This is a genomic window from Leifsonia williamsii, assembly GCF_030433685.1.
GTDB lineage: Bacteria > Actinomycetota > Actinomycetes > Actinomycetales > Microbacteriaceae > Leifsonia > Leifsonia williamsii.
This window is the reverse complement of record NZ_JAROCF010000001.1, coordinates 709,347-725,315: the sequence shown is the minus strand read 5'-3', so window position 1 is coordinate 725,315 and position 15,969 is coordinate 709,347. Positions and strand designations below refer to the sequence as shown.

General features: G+C 66.6%; 15 protein-coding genes. 7 read left to right on the top strand and 8 right to left on the bottom strand.

The genetic code is table 11. The features are described 5' to 3' along the window. Nucleotides 1-33: 33 nt before the first annotated feature. The 8 genes from P5G50_RS03415 to dnaA all read right to left on the bottom strand — a co-directional run bounded on the left by P5G50_RS03415 (nt 34) and on the right by dnaA (nt 10,806). A complete protein-coding gene (locus P5G50_RS03415; RefSeq protein WP_301211713.1) occupies nt 34-447 on the bottom strand; it encodes a DUF3566 domain-containing protein in 414 nt (137 codons plus the stop codon). Beyond that, nucleotides 437-3,022 (bottom strand): DNA gyrase subunit A, encoded by a 2,586-nt coding sequence (gyrA, locus tag P5G50_RS03410; RefSeq protein ID WP_435870823.1) that lies wholly within the window; start codon nt 3,020-3,022, stop codon nt 437-439. Before gyrA ends, P5G50_RS03415 begins: the two co-directional genes overlap by 11 nt. Before the next feature lie 25 nt (nt 3,023-3,047). Then, nucleotides 3,048-5,054 carry a DNA topoisomerase (ATP-hydrolyzing) subunit B gene (gene gyrB / locus P5G50_RS03405; protein WP_301211711.1) on the bottom strand — a complete coding sequence of 669 codons (2,007 nt, stop codon included), beginning with the start codon at nt 5,052-5,054 and terminating at the stop codon, nt 3,048-3,050. Between the two features lie 124 nt (nt 5,055-5,178). Next, nucleotides 5,179-5,685: a DciA family protein gene (locus tag P5G50_RS03400; protein WP_301211710.1), complete on the bottom strand. Its 507-nt coding sequence runs from the start codon at nt 5,683-5,685 to the stop codon at nt 5,179-5,181. Then, nucleotides 5,678-6,859, bottom strand: coding sequence for a DNA replication/repair protein RecF (gene recF, locus P5G50_RS03395; RefSeq protein ID WP_301211709.1), 1,182 nt, complete (start codon nt 6,857-6,859; stop codon nt 5,678-5,680). Before recF ends, P5G50_RS03400 begins: the two co-directional genes overlap by 8 nt. Before the next feature lie 6 nt (nt 6,860-6,865). Beyond that, entirely contained in the window at nt 6,866-7,873 is a 1,008-nt protein-coding gene (gene gnd, locus P5G50_RS03390; RefSeq protein ID WP_435870915.1) for a phosphogluconate dehydrogenase (NAD(+)-dependent, decarboxylating), read from the bottom strand. Beyond that, a complete protein-coding gene (gene dnaN, locus P5G50_RS03385; protein ID WP_301211913.1) occupies nt 7,785-8,930 on the bottom strand; it encodes a DNA polymerase III subunit beta in 1,146 nt (381 codons plus the stop codon). Before dnaN ends, gnd begins: the two co-directional genes overlap by 89 nt. A 433-nt stretch (nt 8,931-9,363) precedes the next feature. Beyond that, nucleotides 9,364-10,806, bottom strand: a complete 1,443-nt coding sequence (dnaA, locus tag P5G50_RS03380; RefSeq protein ID WP_301211707.1) for a chromosomal replication initiator protein DnaA — start codon at nt 10,804-10,806, stop codon at nt 9,364-9,366. Nucleotides 10,807-11,255: 449 nt separating this feature from the next. Here dnaA and rpmH point away from each other — a divergent pair, with 449 nt between their 5' ends. From rpmH to P5G50_RS03345, 7 genes are all read left to right on the top strand, one after another. Beyond that, nucleotides 11,256-11,393 carry a 50S ribosomal protein L34 gene (gene rpmH, locus P5G50_RS03375; RefSeq protein ID WP_055922080.1) on the top strand — a complete coding sequence of 46 codons (138 nt, stop codon included), beginning with the start codon at nt 11,256-11,258 and terminating at the stop codon, nt 11,391-11,393. 9 nt (nt 11,394-11,402) lie between these two features. Next, on the top strand, nt 11,403-11,768 hold the full coding sequence (gene rnpA / locus P5G50_RS03370; RefSeq protein ID WP_301211706.1) for a ribonuclease P protein component: 366 nt from the start codon (nt 11,403-11,405) through the stop codon (nt 11,766-11,768). A 29-nt stretch (nt 11,769-11,797) separates the two neighbouring features. Continuing rightward, nucleotides 11,798-12,130 carry a membrane protein insertion efficiency factor YidD gene (gene yidD / locus P5G50_RS03365; protein WP_301211704.1) on the top strand — a complete coding sequence of 111 codons (333 nt, stop codon included), beginning with the start codon at nt 11,798-11,800 and terminating at the stop codon, nt 12,128-12,130. Nucleotides 12,131-12,139: 9 nt separating this feature from the next. Further along, nucleotides 12,140-13,105: a membrane protein insertase YidC gene (gene yidC, locus P5G50_RS03360; protein WP_301211703.1), complete on the top strand. Its 966-nt coding sequence runs from the start codon at nt 12,140-12,142 to the stop codon at nt 13,103-13,105. A gap of 4 nt (nt 13,106-13,109) precedes the next feature. After that, nucleotides 13,110-13,703, top strand: coding sequence for a Jag family protein (locus P5G50_RS03355; protein WP_301211702.1), 594 nt, complete (start codon nt 13,110-13,112; stop codon nt 13,701-13,703). 15 nt (nt 13,704-13,718) lie between these two features. After that, nucleotides 13,719-14,351, top strand: a complete 633-nt coding sequence (gene rsmG, locus P5G50_RS03350; RefSeq protein ID WP_301211701.1) for a 16S rRNA (guanine(527)-N(7))-methyltransferase RsmG — start codon at nt 13,719-13,721, stop codon at nt 14,349-14,351. 114 nt (nt 14,352-14,465) lie between these two features. Further along, nucleotides 14,466-14,624 carry a hypothetical protein gene (locus P5G50_RS03345; RefSeq protein WP_301211699.1) on the top strand — a complete coding sequence of 53 codons (159 nt, stop codon included), beginning with the start codon at nt 14,466-14,468 and terminating at the stop codon, nt 14,622-14,624. Nucleotides 14,625-15,969 lie beyond the last annotated feature (1,345 nt).

Below are 15,969 nucleotides of genomic sequence, written 5' to 3'. Positions count from 1 at the left end.
CCTACCTGATCTGCCCGGCCGATGCGAAATCGGTCAGTTGTTCGTGAACCCGACCAGCAGCCCGCCCGTGATCTTCACGGACAGGTTGTAGAGGAGCGCGAACACGGCGCCGAGCGCGGTCACCACGACGATGTCGAGGATGGCAACGATCAGCGAGAAGCCCATCACCTGGCCGAGGCCGAGCACGGCGCGCAGGTCGCCGCCGCCGGCGCCGGAGATGTCCTTCACCAGGCTGTTCACCTGGTCGAAGATGCCGGTGCGGTCGAGCACCGTCCAGATGAGGAAGGTGCCGACGACCGCGATGATCGCCAGGCAGATGCCGGCGAGGAACGACAGCTTCACGGTCGACCAGAAGTCGATGTACACCAGCTTCAGCCGCACCTGCTTCGAGGATGCGGGCCGGCGCGACGACTTCTTGGCGAGCTTCTCGGCGACGCTACTGCTCATTGAGGGGTTCTTCCTTCCCGGCGTCCTCCGATTGTGCAGCATCAGCCTGATCGTCGACTGCGTTCTGCGATTCGAGGTTGCGCTCGGTGTTCTTCGCCACGGCGATGATCTTGTCCGACTCGGCGAAACGTGCAAAGACGACACCCATGGTGTCACGGCCCTTGGCGGGTACCTCGGCCACGGCAGAGCGTACCACCTTGCCGCTGGCAAGAACCACAAGGACCTCGTCGTCCTCATCGACGATCAGAGCGCCGACGAGGTCGCCCCGATCCTCGCTGAGTTTGGCCACCTTGATGCCCAGACCGCCGCGGTTCTGCAGGCGGTACTGGTCGGCGGAGGTGCGCTTGGCGTAGCCTCCCTCGGTCACGACGAAGACGTAGCCCTCGTCCGAGACGACCGATGCCTCGAGCAGCCGATCGTCACCGCGGAAATGCATCCCGATGACGCCGGAGGTCGAGCGGCCCATCGGCCGCAGCGCCTCGTCGGAGGCCGTGAAGCGGATCGACATACCCTGACGGGAGACCAGCAGCAGGTCGGAGTCCTCCTCGACCAGCAGCGCGGAGACGAGCTCGTCCTCCTCGCGCAGCTTGATCGCGATGATGCCGCCCGAGCGGTTGGTGTCGTACTCGCTCAGCGCCGTCTTCTTGATCAGGCCGTCGCGGGTGGCGAGCACCAGGTACTTCGCCACCTCGTAGTCGCGGATGTCGAGGATCTCGGCGATCTCCTCGTCCGGCTGCATCGCGAGCAGGTTGGCGACGTGCTGACCCTTCGCGTCGCGGCCGGCCTCCTGCACCTCGTACGCCTTCGCGCGGTAGACACGTCCCTTGTTGGTGAAGAAGAGGAGCCAGTGGTGCGTGGTCGTGACGAAGAAGTGGTCGACCACGTCCTCGCCGCGCAGCTGCGCACCCTTCACGCCCTTGCCGCCGCGGTGCTGCTGGCGGTAGTTGTCGCTGCGCGTGCGCTTGATGTAGCCGCCCCGCGTGACCGTGACCACCATCTCCTCCTCGGGGATGAGGTCCTCCATGCTCATGTCGCCGTCGAAGCCGAGCATGATCTCAGTGCGGCGGTCGTCGCCGAAGCGGTCGACGATCTCGGTGAGCTCCTCGCTGACGATGGAGCGCTGGCGCTCCGGCGAGGCGATGATGCCCTTGAGCTCGGCGATGTCGAGCTCGATCTGGTCGTGCTCCTCGATGATCTTCTGGCGCTCGAGGGCGGCCAGGCGGCGCAGCTGCATCGCCAGGATCGCCTCGGCCTGGATGTCGTCGACATCGAGCAGGCCCTTCAGGCCGTCGCGGGCCTCCTCCACCGTGGGCGACCGCCGGATGAGGGCGATGACCTCGTCGAGCGCGTCGAGCGCCTTGAGGTAGCCGCGGAGGATGTGCGCGCGCTCCTCCTTCTTGCGGAGGCGGAAGCGCGACCGCCGCACGATCACGTCGATCTGGTGGTCGACCCACGCCGTGATGAAGCCGTCGAGCGCGAGCGTGCGCGGCACGTTGTCGACGATCGCCAGCATGTTGGCGCCGAAGTTCTCCTGCAGCTGCGTGTGCTTGTACAGGTTGTTGAGCACGACCTTGGCCACCGCGTCGCGCTTGAGGACGATCACGAGGCGCTGGCCGGTGCGGCCGGAGGTCTCGTCGCGGATGTCGGCGATGCCGCCGATGCGGCCGTCCTTCACCAGCTCGGCGATCTTGATGGCCAGGTTGTCGGGGTTGACCTGGTACGGCAGCTCGGTGACCACCAAGCAGACCCGGCCCTGGATCTCCTCGATGTTCACGACGGCGCGCATCGTGATCGAGCCGCGGCCGGTGCGGTACGCGTCCTGGATGCCCTTGGTGCCGAGGATCTGGGCTCCCGTCGGGAAGTCCGGGCCCTTGATGCGCCTGATCAGCTCCTCCAGGAGCTCCTCGCGCGACGCCTCGGGGTGGGCGAGGTGCCAGAGCGCACCGTCGGCCACCTCGCGGAGGTTGTGCGGCGGGATGTTGGTCGCCATGCCGACCGCGATACCGACCGAGCCGTTGACCAGGAGGTTCGGGAAGCGGCTCGGCAGCACGGACGGCTCCTGCGTCCGACCGTCGTAATTGTCCTGGAAGTCGACGGTCTCCTCGTCGATGTCCCTGACCATCTCCAGCGCGAGCGGCGCCATCTTGGTCTCGGTGTATCGCGGGGCGGCCGCGCCGTCGTTGCCCGGCGAGCCGAAGTTGCCCTGCCCGAGCGCGAGCGGGTAGCGGAGGCTCCATGGCTGCACGAGGCGGACGAGCGCGTCGTAGATCGCGCTGTCTCCGTGCGGGTGGAACTGGCCCATGACGTCGCCGACGACGCGCGCGCACTTCGAGAACGCCTTGTCGGGGCGGTAGCCGCCGTCGAACATCGCGTAGATCACGCGGCGGTGCACCGGCTTCAGCCCGTCTCGCACCTCCGGCAGCGCACGACCGATGATGACGCTCATCGCGTAGTCGAGGTACGACCGCTGCATCTCGGCCTGCAGGTCGACCTGGTCGATCCTGCCGTGGATGCCGAAGCCGGCTCCCGTGGTCTCTTCGTCCGTCACAGTTCTCTCTTCTCCATCGGTCCTCATGCCACCTGTCAGCCCTCAGCGGGCGTCAGATGTCGAGGAACCGGACGTCCTTCGCGTTCTTCTGGATGAACGTGCGGCGCGAGTCGACGTCCTCACCCATGAGGGTGGCGAAGATCTCGTCGGCAGCGGCCGCGTCGTCGAGGGTGACCTGCAGCAGCGTGCGGGTCTCCGGGTTCATCGTGGTCTCCCACAGCTCGCGGTAGTCCATCTCGCCCAGACCCTTGTAGCGCTGCACGCCGTTGTCCTTCGGGATGCGCTTGCCGGCCGCCAGGCCCTCGGCGAGGAACGCGTCGCGCTCGCGGTCCGAGTAGACGTACTCGTGCTCGGCGTTCGACCACTTGAGCCGATAGAGCGGAGGCTGCGCGAGGTACACGTAGCCGAGCTCGATCATGGGGCGCATGTAGCGGAACAGGAGCGTGAGCAGCAGCGTGGTGATGTGCTGGCCGTCGACGTCGGCGTCGGCCATGAGCACGATCTTGTGGTAGCGCGCCTTCTCGGGGTTGAAGTCCTCGCCGATGCCGGCGCCGAACGCCGTGATCATCGCCTGCACCTCGTTGTTGGCGAGCGCCCGGTCGAGCCGCGCCTTCTCGACGTTCAGGATCTTGCCACGGAGGGGCAGGATGGCCTGCGTCTCAGGGTTGCGGCCCTGCACGGCGGAGCCGCCGGCCGAGTCGCCCTCGACGATGAAGATCTCGGAGACCGTCGGGTCCTTCGACTGGCAGTCCTTGAGCTTGCCCGGCATGCCGCCGCTCTCGAGGAGGCCCTTGCGGCGTGCCGTCTCGCGCGCCTTGCGGGCGGCGATGCGGGCGGTCGCCGCCTGGAGCGCCTTGCGGATGATGTCCTTGGCCTGGTTCGGGTTGCGGTCGAACCAGTCGCCGAGCTGATCGCCGACGACCTTCTGCACGAACGCCTTCGCCTCCGTGTTGCCCAGCTTGGTCTTGGTCTGGCCCTCGAACTGCGGCTCCGACAGCTTGACCGAGATGACCGCGGTCAGGCCCTCGCGCACGTCGTCGCCCGAGAGGTTGTCGTCCTTCTCCTTGAGGATGCCCTTCTCACGCGCGTAGCGGTTGACCAGCGTGGTCAGCGCGGCGCGGAAGCCCTCCTCGTGGGTGCCGCCCTCGTGCGTGTTGATCGTGTTGGCGTACGTGAAGACGCTTTCGTTGTAGCTCGTCGTCCACTGCATGGCGACCTCGAGCGCGATCTTGCGCTCGGTGTCCTCCGACTCGAACGAGATGATCTCGTCGTGCACGACCTCGGCCTTCTTGGCGGAGTTGAGGTACTGCACGTAGTCCTGCAGGCCGCGCTCGTAGAGGAAGACCTCGTGACGAGCGGGCTTCGTCTCCGTCTCGTCGACCTCACCCTCGACGGGCTCGACCTCGGGGGCGCGCTCGTCGGTGATCGCGATGCGCAGGCCCTTGTTGAGGAACGCCATCTGCTGGAACCGCGTACGCAGGGTCTCGTAGTCGAAGACCACGGTCTCGAAGGTGTCGGGGCTCGGCCAGAAGGTGATGATGGTTCCGGTGCGGTCGGACCGCTCCCCCTGCTCCAGCGGTGCCTGCGGCACGCCGTTGCGGTAGCTCTGCCGCCACACGTAATCCTGACGGTGCACCTCGACATCGAGGCGCGAGGAGAGCGCGTTCACCACGGAGCTGCCGACGCCGTGCAGGCCGCCGGAGACCGCGTACCCGCCGCCGCCGAACTTGCCGCCGGCGTGCAGGATCGTGAGCACGACCTCCACCGTCGACTTCTTCTCGGTGGGGTGCTCGTCCACCGGGATGCCGCGGCCGTTGTCGTCGACGCGCACGGCGCCGTCGGGGAGGATGGTGACCTCGATGTTGTCGGCGAAGCCCGCGAGCGCCTCGTCGACGGAGTTGTCGACGATCTCGTAGACCAGATGGTGCAGACCGCGGGGACCGGTGGAACCGATGTACATCCCGGGTCGCTTGCGGACGGCTTCGAGACCCTCGAGGATCTGGATCTCATTCGCGCCGTAGTCGTGTTCCGCCTCGGCCCTGTTCGGTTCCATCGTCATATGAGAATTCGGCTCCTGACCGCACTAGACAGTGACCCTCCATTCTACCAAGAGGAGGGGGTCGAGATGGCCGAAATCGCCCCTCTGACGCGTTTTCTTCGCAGGGGCGACCTCTTTTGTGCACTCAGCCGTAAGTATCGCGCGGGCCGCGCCCTGGAATCGACCTGGGACCGCGTTTCCACGAGGGGGCGTCCGGCCCCTGAAAGCGGATCGACTCGATGCCCGCCTCCGGGAACCGCTCGCCGATGCGCACGAGCAGCTCCGAACGCATCATCCTCAGCTGCGTCGCCCACGCCGTCGACTCGCACCGGACGACCAGCACCCCGTCGGTGATCGCGTCGGGAACGGCGTGCCGGGCGGTCTCCTCGCCGGCGAGCTCGCGCCACTGTTCGAGGAGGTCGGACTGCGCCAGCTGTGGCGTCCAGCCGAGCTGCACCGTCAGCGCGTCCATCACGTCGCCGATCCCGCGCGGGTCGCGTCCGGCGCCGAACGGCTTGCTCTCGCCAGGCTTCTCCTCGGCCTGCCGCCGGGCGCGACGACCGCGGCCGGTGGTGCCGGCGAAGAGCTCCTTCATCCGGAGGTAGACGGCCGACGCCTCGGACATCCCGCCCTTGTCGGGTCGTTCAGGCATCGGACGACGCCTCCACCGGCGACACCTCGACCACCTGCCCGGCCTCGATGCGGACGGTATGAGCGGTCAACTCCCCCGGCACGTCGTCGTAGACCGCTGCCGTGATCAGAACCTGCTCGTAACCGGCTACGGCGGTTGCAAGCATCCGGCGCCGCGCCTGGTCGAGCTCGGCGAACACGTCGTCGAGGATCAGTACCGGGTCGCCGGTGGACGACTCGTGCCGCAGCAGCTCGGCGGAGGCGAGCTTGAGCGCGAGCGCGAACGACCACGACTCCCCGTGGCTGGCGTATCCCTTGGCGGGGAGCCCGTTGAGTTCGAACAGCACGTCGTCGCGGTGCGGCCCCACGAGCGTCAGTCCGCGCTCGAGCTCCTTGGCCCGTACGGCCGCCAGTGCCTGCCGGAAGACCTCAGCCGTGTCCGAACCGGCGAAGGTGGTTACATCGTCGCTCGCGTCGTCGTCGTCATCCACGTGCGCTCCGCGGATGGTGAGTTGCGGCACGAGCCTCGGGTGGTGGTCGTCGCCCGCGACCGAGCGATAGGCCGCGACGATCGGATCGCTCAGCCGGGCGACCAGCTCGAGGCGCGCATCGATCAGCTCGGTGCCGAGCGCGACGAGCCGGTCGTCCCAGATGTCGAGGGTGCCGAGCTGGTCGGGCTTCACCCGGGACGCCCGTGCCGACTTCAGCAGGGTGTTCCGCTGCTTGAGCACGCGCTCGTAGTCGGCGATCACCGCGGAGAAGCGGGGATTGCGCTGGATGAGCAGCTGGTCGAGGAAGCGCCTCCGGATGCCCGGCTCCCCGCGCACGAGCGCGAGGTCCTCCGGAGCGAAGAGGACGCTGGAGAAGTAGCGCGGCAGCTCCCGCGGCTTGATCGCCGCCCGATTCACCTGCGCGCGGTTCGGTGCGCCGCGGTTGAGCTGCACCTCCACGAGCAGCTCGCGCTCCTCGTGCCGGATGCGGGCCCGCACGATGGCGGACTCCGCATCCTTGCGGATCATGGCCTGGTCGCTCGACACCCGGTGCGACCCGAGGGTGCTCAGGTAGCCGAGCGACTCGACCAGGTTGGTCTTCCCCTGGCCGTTGCGGCCGACGAACAGATTCGCGCCGGCCGCGAACGGCACCTCCGCAGTGCGGTAGTTGCGGAAGTCGGTCAGGGAAAGATGCGTAACTCTCAAGGAGGGTTAGTCCACGGCCTTCACAGCGTGGCCGCCGAACTGGTTGCGGAGGGCGGCGACGGCCTTCATGGCCGGCGAGTCCTCCTGGCGGGAGACGAAGCGGGCGAAGATCGAGGCGCTGATCGTCGGCAGTGGGACCGCGTTGTTCAGTCCCTCCTCGACGGTCCAGCGGCCCTCGCCCGAGTCCTGGACGTAGCCCTCGATGTGCTCGAACTCGGGGTCCTGCTCGAGCGCGCGCACCAGGAGGTCGAGCAGCCAGGAGCGCACGACCGTGCCGCGCTGCCACGCCTTGAAGGTGCCGGTGACGTCCTTGATGATGTCCTTGCGGGTGTCGAGCAGCTCGTAGCCCTCGGCGTATGCCTGCATCAGGGCGTACTCGATGCCGTTGTGCACCATCTTCGCGTAGTGGCCGGCGCCGACCTCGCCCACGTGGACGAAGCCCTCCTCGCGCGGACCCTCGGGGCGCAGCGCGTCGAAGACCGGCATGACCCGCTCGACCTGCTCCTTGGAGCCGCCGACCATGAGGCCATAGCCGTTCTCGAGGCCCCAGATGCCGCCCGAGACGCCGCAGTCCATGAAGTCGACGCCCTTGGGCGCGAGCAGCTCGGCGTGCTTGAAGTCCTCGGTGAACTTGGAGTTGCCACCGTCGATGACGAGGTCGCCCGACTCCAGCAGCGGCTCGAGCTCGGTGATGACCGAGTCGGTGATCTGGCCGGCGGGGACCATCACCCACACGGTGCGCGGGGTGGGGAGGGCGGCGACGAGGTCGGCGAGCGTCGCGACGTCCGAGACGTCGGGGTTGGTGTCGTAACCGGTGACCTCGATCCCGTTCTTCTCGAGGCGGGCGCGCATGTTGTTGCCCATGCGTCCGAGTCCGATGAGGCCGATGTGCATGATCATCCTTCTTCTCTTGCGATTCGCCGGTTCAGCGGAGGAGCAGGTTGGGCTGCAGCAGGTACTTGTACGAGTCCGAGCCCGCCTGGTCCTTCGAAGTCTGGCTCGTGATGAGCACAGGGCCCGGCTTGTTGGGGTTCTCGGTCTTGGTGAAGGAGATGCGCACGAATTCCGAGTGCACGGCACCGAGACCATCGAGCAGGAACTGCGGCTTCAGCGAAACCACCGTCTCCTGGCCAGTGAGGAGAGCGTCGATGCTCTCGGATGCTTGCGCCTGCTCCGAACCGATGGCCTCGAGGGTCAGTCCGTCGGCGGTGAAGGTGTAGCGGAGCGCGGCCTCGCGCTCCAGGACGAGCGCGACGCGGCGGGTGGCCTCGATGAGCTCGGCGGTGTTGAGAACGGCGTAGTTGTCGACGGTCTCGGGGAAGAGCCGGCGCACCGGCGGGAAGTTGCCCTTGATCAGCAGGGAGGTGACGGTCTTGCGGTCGGCTGTGAAGGCGATCAGCTCGCGATCGTCGCGGTTGGTGATCGAGACGGAGACGTTGCCGCTGTGGCCGAAGGTCTTGCCGATCTCGGTGAGGGTGCGGGCAGGGACCAGCGCGGTCTGGGGCTCGCCGGAGGTCGTGCCGTTGTCCCAGTCGATCTCGCGGACGGCGACGCGGTAGCGGTCGGTGGCGACGAGGCCGATCCGGTTGCCGCCGACCTCGAGCTGGACGCCGGTGATCACGGGGGTGACGTCGTCGCGCGACGCGGCGACGCCCACCTGGGCGACGGCCTCCGCGAACTCCTCGGCGGGGACGAGACCGGCCTCGCCTCTGACCTGCGGGATGCTCGGGTATTCCTCGACCGGCATGGAGAGCAGCGTGAAGTTGGCGGATCCGGCGCGCACGCGGATCTTCGACTCCTCGGTCGAGAACTGGACCGGGGCGTTCGGCAGCTTCGCCGCGATCTCGGCCAGGAGTCGGCCGGAGACCAGCACACGGCCGGGCTCCTCGACCTCTGCGGCGATCTCCGTCTGGGCCGAGACCTCGTAGTCGAAGGACGAGAGCTGGAGGCCGGAGTCGGTGGTCTCGATCAGCACGCCGCTCAGGATGGGGAGGGTCGTCCGCTGCGGAAGGAGCTTCACGGCGAACGAGACGGCCTCGCTGAAGACATCCCGGTTGGCTTGGAACTTCACGAAGTCACCCCTGGTCGGCTCGCGGATACGGATCGTCAAGAATCCTAGCCCCATGCCTCCGACGGGCGGGCCGGAGATCCCGCCGACCGCCTGAGGTTGTCGCCCGCCCTTAACCAGAAGAGTTAATGATTAATGGTGTTAACCGCTGTGGAAAATGTGGATAACTCTGTTGAGACCGCGCAGCGACTGGGATCCGGGGTGGTCCGCCCTGTTGATGACCTGAGGACACCGCCTGTTCACAACCCCGGGCGTCGGGAGGCCCGCAGAGCCGGTCTTCACAGGTCGAGCGCGTTCGTCCCCATTAAGCGCGGAGCTATCCGGAGCTTCTCCACAAGTTATCCACAAGTGTTAATAACGCTTTGTCCCCAAACTGGGGATGGAAATGTGGATAACTCGACCGGTACCCGGGTCGAGGGAGCGCGCGACGAGGGCGCTACTTGCCGTAGCGGTGGTTCTGCTTGATGCGGCTGGTCAGTTCGGTGACCTGGTTGTAGATCGAGCGCCGCTCCTTCATGAGCTCGCTGATCTTCTTGTTCGCATACATGACCGTGGTGTGGTCGCGGCCGCCGAACAGCTGGCCGATCTTCGGGAGCGACAGATTGGTCAGTTCGCGGCAGAGGTACATGGCGATCTGCCGGGCGGTGGCGACGGCGGCGGAGCGGCTGGAGCCGTAGAGGTCGTCGACCGTGAGCTTGAAGTACTCGGCGGTGTTGGTGATGATGTCCGTCGGCGCGATCACGTTGTCGTCGTCGAGGGTGATCAGGTCCTTCAGAACCGTCTGCACCAGGGGCATGTCGACCGGGGTGCGGTTGAGGCTCGCGAAGGCGGTGACGCGGATGAGCGTGCCCTCGAGCTCGCGGATGTTGCTGGAGACCTTCGAGGCCATGAACTCCAGGATGTCGTCGGGCACCTGGATCTTCTCGCTCTGCGCCTTCTTGCGCAGGATGGCGATGCGCGTCTCGAGGTCGGGCACCTGCACGTCGGTGATCAGGCCCCACTCGAACCGCGAGCGCATGCGGTCCTCGAAGCCGGTCAGCATCTTCGGCGGCAGGTCGCTCGTGATGACCACCTGCTTGTTGTGGTCGTGGAGGGTGTTGAAGGTGTGGAAGAACGCCTCCTGCGTCTCCACCGCCCGCTGCAGGAACTGGATGTCGTCGATCAGCAGGATGTCGATGTTGCGATAGCGCGCCTGGAACGACGAGCCGCGGTTGTTCGCGATCGAGTTGATGAAGTCGTTCGTGAACTCCTCGCTCGACACGTACCGGACGCGGATCCCCGGGTAGAGGCTCATCGCGTAGTGGCCGATGGCGTGGAGGAGGTGTGTCTTGCCGAGGCCGGAGTCGCCGTAGATGAACAGCGGGTTGTAGGCCTTCGCCGGCGCCTCGGCCACGGCGACCGCCGCCGCGTGGGCGAAGCGGTTGGACTGGCCGATGACGAAGTTGTCGAAGCTGTACTTCGAGTTGAGGCGGGTGTCGCTGCTGCGGGCCGGCGCGGTGATCTCCGGCGGCGGGGCGACGGTGGAGGCGAGGGTCGCGGGAGCGGCGTCGATGTAGCCGGCGGAGGCGGGCTCCGGCTCGGCGGGGCCGGCCATGACCTCCTGCTGGATCTCCGGGTTGACGACGATCGCGAACGTGTTGACGGCCAGGTCGTCGTCGAGGGTGCCGATGGCGTTGAGGAGGGGGACGCGGCTGCGCTGCTCGATCATGCCCCGGGTGAACTCGTTCGGGACCTCGAGGTAGAAGGTGCCGGCCATGATGCCCTTGGGCTCGACCAGACTGAGGAAGCCGTACAGCTGAGGGGTGATGCGGTCGTCCGTCTCGAGCTTGTCGAGCACGCTCTGCCATGCCGCAGAAATGGACTCTTCGCCGCCTGCCATCGTTCCCCGTCTTCATGTTCCAGTGGATGCCGTCGCCCGCGCTCCAGGGACGAGTCGGTCCCCCGTCGACTCGCGTCGGGCTGGCGGCTCGGATGCCGCCGGAGCTATTCACAGGGTTATCCACCGCTGTGTGTCCAATACCGTAGCGATCTCCGGCCGTTTTTGGGATGGCCTGGGGATAACTTTCGACCTCACGGTAACGTGGTGGACGGACGCTGATCAAATCCGATCGGCGGCATGCGACGGCGTGGTGCAGCGACGGTTCCTGCCAATCCGGTGCATAATCAGTGGGTTTACCTGCCGCTGGTTTGACCTGCGTCCCACCGAGGCCGTAGTTTTAATCAGTTGACTTCAGCCGTTCAGGCTGCCCTGAAACTTTCCTGGCCTCCCTGTGCTGGCCGAACCACCTCAGCACCGGCCTGTGAAGCGACCACCACGGAGAGATAGATATGAGCAAGAGAACGTTCCAGCCGAACAACCGCAAGCGTGCCAAGACCCACGGCTTCCGTCTGCGCATGCGCACGCGTGCCGGCCGTGCCATCCTGTCCGCTCGTCGCGCCAAGGGCCGCGAGAAGCTCTCGGCGTAACCGTCACCGGTGCTCGCCAAAGCCAATCGCATCACGCGGGGGGCGGACTACCGGGCGACAGTGCGACGCGGTGCCCGCTTCAGCGGGACGAACACCGTTGCGTACGTCCGTCCGAATCCCGACTCCGACGTGGTGCGATTCGGCTTTATCGTGAGCAAGGCGGTCGGGGTGGCGGTGCGCCGCAACCTCGTCCGTCGCCGGTTGAAGGCGGCGGCCTACGACCTCCTCCCCCGTTTCGGCGAGGGCGGGGTCGACGTCGTGATCAGAGCTTTGCCAGCCTCCGCCCAAGCGTCGTGGGCTAGCCTGCACGAAGAGGTCTCCCGCGTCGCCGACCGCTCGGCGGCGCGGCGCTCCCCCCGCCCGTCCCACCAGTAGCCGCACACCAGCAGAGGCAACGTCCGTCGATGAACACCGCGATCGCAGCAGTGCTCCTCCTTCCGCGGAACGTCGCCGTCCTCGTTCTGCGGGCGTACCGCGCGGTGATCTCGCCGCTGTACGGCGACGTGTGCCGGTACTACCCGTCGTGCTCGGCGTATGCCCTGCAGGCCATCCAGGAGCACGGCGTGATCGTCGGCGGCTTCCTCGGTGTGCGCCGCATCCTCCGCTGTCACCCTTGGGCGGCCGGAGGGGTCGACGACGTCCCCCTCCGTCGCAAGCGCCGCTACCGGGTGACGCCGTTCGGCTTCGTCGTCGCCCGCCGCGCGGGCGTCCCCCTCACCAGCGCTGGAAAGGCGTAGCAACCGCACATGGACATCATCGGTACCATCCTCTGGCCCATCAAATGGGTCGTGGAGCTGATCCTCGTCGCCTTCCACTGGCTGTTCACGCAGGTCGGGCTCGACCCCGCGGCCGGCCTCACCTGGGTGCTGTCGATCGTCGGCCTGACGGTCGTCGTGCGCGCGGCGCTGATCCCGATCTTCGTCCGCCAGATCAAGAACCAGCGGCGCATGCTCGAGATCGCGCCGCAGTTGAAGAAGATCCAGGACAAGTACCGCGGCAAGAAGGACCAGTTCTCGCGTGAGGCGATGTCTCGCGAGACCATGGAGCTCTACAAGAAGACGGGTACGAACCCGCTGAGCTCCTGCCTCCCGCTGCTGCTGCAGATGCCGGTCTTCTTCGCCCTGTTCCAGGTGCTGAATGGCGCCCAGAGCAGCCACGCCGGTGTCGGCCCGCTGAACGAGACGCTCGCCAAGCAGTTCGGCAGTGCGACACTGTTCGGCGTCGCGCCGCTGCACCAGAGCTTCCAGGGCGCGATGAACGCCAATCCGCCGCAGGTGGCGGTCATGGTGATCGCCGCTGTGATGGTGGTCCTGATGACTGGTTCGCAGTTCCTCACCCAGCTGCAGATCGTCTCGAAGAACATGTCGCCCGAGACCAAGGCGAGCCCGCAGTTCAAGCAGCAGCGCATCCTGCTGTACCTGCTCCCCTTCGTGTTCCTGTTCTCCGGTTTCGCCTTCCCCCTCGGCGTCATGTTCTACTGGCTCACCTCGAACCTGTGGACCATGGGCCAGCAGTTCCTCGTCATCCGCAACATGCCGACGCCCGGCTCGGACGCCGCGAAGGCCCGCGAGGCCCGTCTCGCCCGCAAGGGCAAGCTCGTGCAGGACGACGGCAGCATCGTGCTGACCGTCGAGGAGGCGCCGAAGAAGCCCACGCAGCGCGTCCAGCCCGTGAGCAAGAACCGTTCCAAGAAGCAGGCCGGAAAGAAGTAGGACCATGACGGACGTGCAGACCGAGTTCACCTCCCCCTCCCCCGCGGACGAGTCGGCCGCTTCCGGCGTCGCCGGCGTCGCCGACTTCGCCGATGGTGAGTCCGCTTCGGCCGAGAGCGTTTCGTCCGACTCCCCCAGCGTCGCCGACCTCGACCGTGAGGGCGACGTGGCCGCGGACTACATCGAGGAGCTGCTCGACATCGCCGATATCGACGGCGACATCGACATCGACACCCGCAACGGTCGCGCCTACATCTCCGTCAACGCCGAGCAGGGAACCAATCTCCACCTCCTCACGAAGCCCGACACCGTGGCCGCTCTCCAGGAGCTGACGCGCCTCGCCGTGCAGAACAGCACCGGCGAGTTCTCGCGCCTGATCCTCGACATCGCCGGCTCGCGCGATGCCCGCCAGGCCGAGCTCGGCACGTTGGTGGAGCACGCCATCAGCAAGCTCGAGGGTGGCGCCGCGGAGGCCGCGCTTCCGCCGATGTCCTCCTACGAGCGCAAGCTTGTCCACGACATCGTCTCCGAGCGGGGATTCGTCTCCACCTCTCGGGGCGAGGGACGCGACCGCTACACGGTCATCTCCGGCGCCTAAGTTTCACGTGAAACGGTGAGCGACCTCCTCGAACTCGAACCTCCAGCCGCGGCGACCCTCTTCGGCGACCGCCTGGAGATCGCGCGTGCATTCACACGCAACCTTGCGGAGCAGGGTGAGGAGCGCGGCCTCATCGGCCCGCTCGAACTCCCCCGCTTGTGGTCGCGCCACATCCTCAACTCCGCGATCGTCGCCCCGCTTCTCTGGTCGGGTGCCCGGGTGGGTGATGTGGGCAGCGGCGCCGGTCTCCCTGGACTGGTCCTCGCCATTGCTCGACCGGACGTCTCCTTCGTGCTGATCGAGCCGATGGAGCGTCGTGTCGCATGGCTGACGGAGCAGGTCGCCGAGCTCGGTCTCGACAATGTGACGGTCGTCCGAGCCCGCGCCGAGGAAGTTCGCCTCGATGAGCCACTCGACCAGATCACGGCCCGCGCGGTCAGTGCCTTCCGTAAACTCCTCCCCCTGACTGCTCCGCTGCTCCGCGACGGCGGCCAGCTGGTGCTCATGAAGGGCGCCGGCGCCCAGGCGGAGCTCGATGCTGCGACGAAGGAGATCCGCAAGTACAAGGCGCATGACCTCGAAGTGGTGGAACTCGGGGACGGGGTCCTGGACGAGATCACGCGCGTTATTCATGGAACGGTGCGGTAGGCGGGTTCGCTGCTCGTTCTTGCTGCGGAGGCGGTCGGGAGTCGGTTTGGCTGCCTCCAGGGCGTTGTGCTGGCCGATTCTTGGTCGGTCGGAGCGTCCGATGGAGGGCTCAGGATGGCTCAGAGCGAACTGAATGCACTGCTTCGGTTCGGCAGGAGCCATCCTAAGGCGCTGTTCAGTCATCCGAGTTCGTCCAATATCGGGCTGATTTCGGATATCTGGGCCTGCTCGACTGCGTTCTCGGCGATCGATGCGGTGATTGGTGCCCGGTGAAGCACCCGGGCGGCGGTTGCTTGCTCGATTCTCGCTACCTGGCGAGGTGCCTGTGAGGAACGGATGCTCGGACCGCGCTCGAAGGGCAGGCGGTTGTTGCGGAATCGCGAACCCGCGATTGGTACCTGGAAGCAGCTGCGTGGGTGGGAGGTGCAGTCCTTCTATTTCGTGCTTCGACGAGTCGACGATCGGACTGGAGTGATGTGTGTTCGTCTTCTCCCCTGCTGGGCTGACCGTTTCCGTAGAGAGGGCGCCCATGTTCGGAAGTCGGCGCATGCGTTCTCGACGTTGACAGGTATGTAGATCCGGGCGCGTTGCGGTGGTTCGCTGCTACGTGCACCGCCTTTCTCGTCGCGAACATGGTGCTCCCGCCGTCGAACACGCGGGCGTACGTACTCGCCAGGCACTCGTGGTGACTCCTGGGGAACCTGTCAGTGACGTCATCCGAGGGTGTTCGCCGCGCGCCGTGCCTCAGACGTCCGACATCTTGGATGCAGTGGAGTGGAGGCGGGCAACTCCGTCTGGCTATGCCGAACGCCTGTGCGTTCGACCGGCAACTTCGGCACCCTACAGACGGTTCTCCCCGCTCAAGACATCCGCGAGGAGTCGTACCGATGGTGCGGCGGTTTGCTACTGGCACCGGTAAAGTAACCTGTCTGTCGCGTATCGGGGCTGCGATAGGGCGTCTATCGCTCGCTTCGGCGGCAGCTGGCGGTCAGTAGAAAGCAGGCGGCGGCCGGACGGGCCATCCGTTACGCCGGGTGCTGGTGCTGTCCGAGCGCTGCCGGGTGCAGCAACGGTGCAGCAACGGCCTGAGTGGATTTGCCTTGGCATGAGGGGTGCAAAGCGACACGAAGGCTGTGACGTCCGGGGATCCGTCCTAACTCGTGGCGCTTGAGTCTCGCCTGCCGGCGACCTCCCTCCCGATCGGCGTGCCCGCTGGTCAGGCGCGCGTGCGGTGGTTTGACGAAGCCGAGCGGAGCTCGCTATGTGAGCTGTGTCCCCCGGCTGTCGGTTGTCGCGACCCGCGTCTGCGCTGATCGTCTGTGTTTCACGTGAAACTGCGCTGATCTCGGGAAGCGCAGTCGTCGATTTCTGGGTCTATACGTGCCACGAGTGCGCCACTGTAGCTTTGCGACAAGCGCCGCGCTCCTGCTCCCCCGGTAGCTCGACGCTGATGGCGGTCCAATCCTCCGAGCTAGACCTCGGTGCGTCACCCCTCGTAGGACTAGTGCTCTTGGGCGGGTGTAGTCCGGGTGTGGCCGCATAGCCTCACTGTTGTTCGACGCGGAACGATTCCCCTCCAACCGTCCACTCCCCCGCGGGAGCGCGATGTCGGCGCCGC

What these genes read in the sequence shown, in the direction of transcription:
- yidC (WP_301211703.1), top strand. Translation starts at nt 12,140, where the DNA reads ATGGACATCATCGGTACCATCCTCTGGCCCATCAAATGGGTCGTGGAG.
- dnaA (WP_301211707.1), bottom strand. Translation starts at nt 10,806, where the DNA reads ATGGCAGGCGGCGAAGAGTCCATTTCTGCGGCATGGCAGAGCGTGCTC.
- gyrB (WP_301211711.1), bottom strand. Translation starts at nt 5,054, where the DNA reads ATGACGATGGAACCGAACAGGGCCGAGGCGGAACACGACTACGGCGCG.
- rpmH (WP_055922080.1), top strand. Translation starts at nt 11,256, where the DNA reads ATGAGCAAGAGAACGTTCCAGCCGAACAACCGCAAGCGTGCCAAGACC.
- yidD (WP_301211704.1), top strand. Translation starts at nt 11,798, where the DNA reads ATGAACACCGCGATCGCAGCAGTGCTCCTCCTTCCGCGGAACGTCGCC.
- P5G50_RS03415 (WP_301211713.1), bottom strand. Translation starts at nt 447, where the DNA reads ATGAGCAGTAGCGTCGCCGAGAAGCTCGCCAAGAAGTCGTCGCGCCGG.
- gyrA (WP_435870823.1), bottom strand. Translation starts at nt 3,022, where the DNA reads ATGAGGACCGATGGAGAAGAGAGAACTGTGACGGACGAAGAGACCACG.
- P5G50_RS03400 (WP_301211710.1), bottom strand. Translation starts at nt 5,685, where the DNA reads ATGCCTGAACGACCCGACAAGGGCGGGATGTCCGAGGCGTCGGCCGTC.
- P5G50_RS03355 (WP_301211702.1), top strand. Translation starts at nt 13,110, where the DNA reads ATGACGGACGTGCAGACCGAGTTCACCTCCCCCTCCCCCGCGGACGAG.
- P5G50_RS03345 (WP_301211699.1), top strand. Translation starts at nt 14,466, where the DNA reads ATGGCTCAGAGCGAACTGAATGCACTGCTTCGGTTCGGCAGGAGCCAT.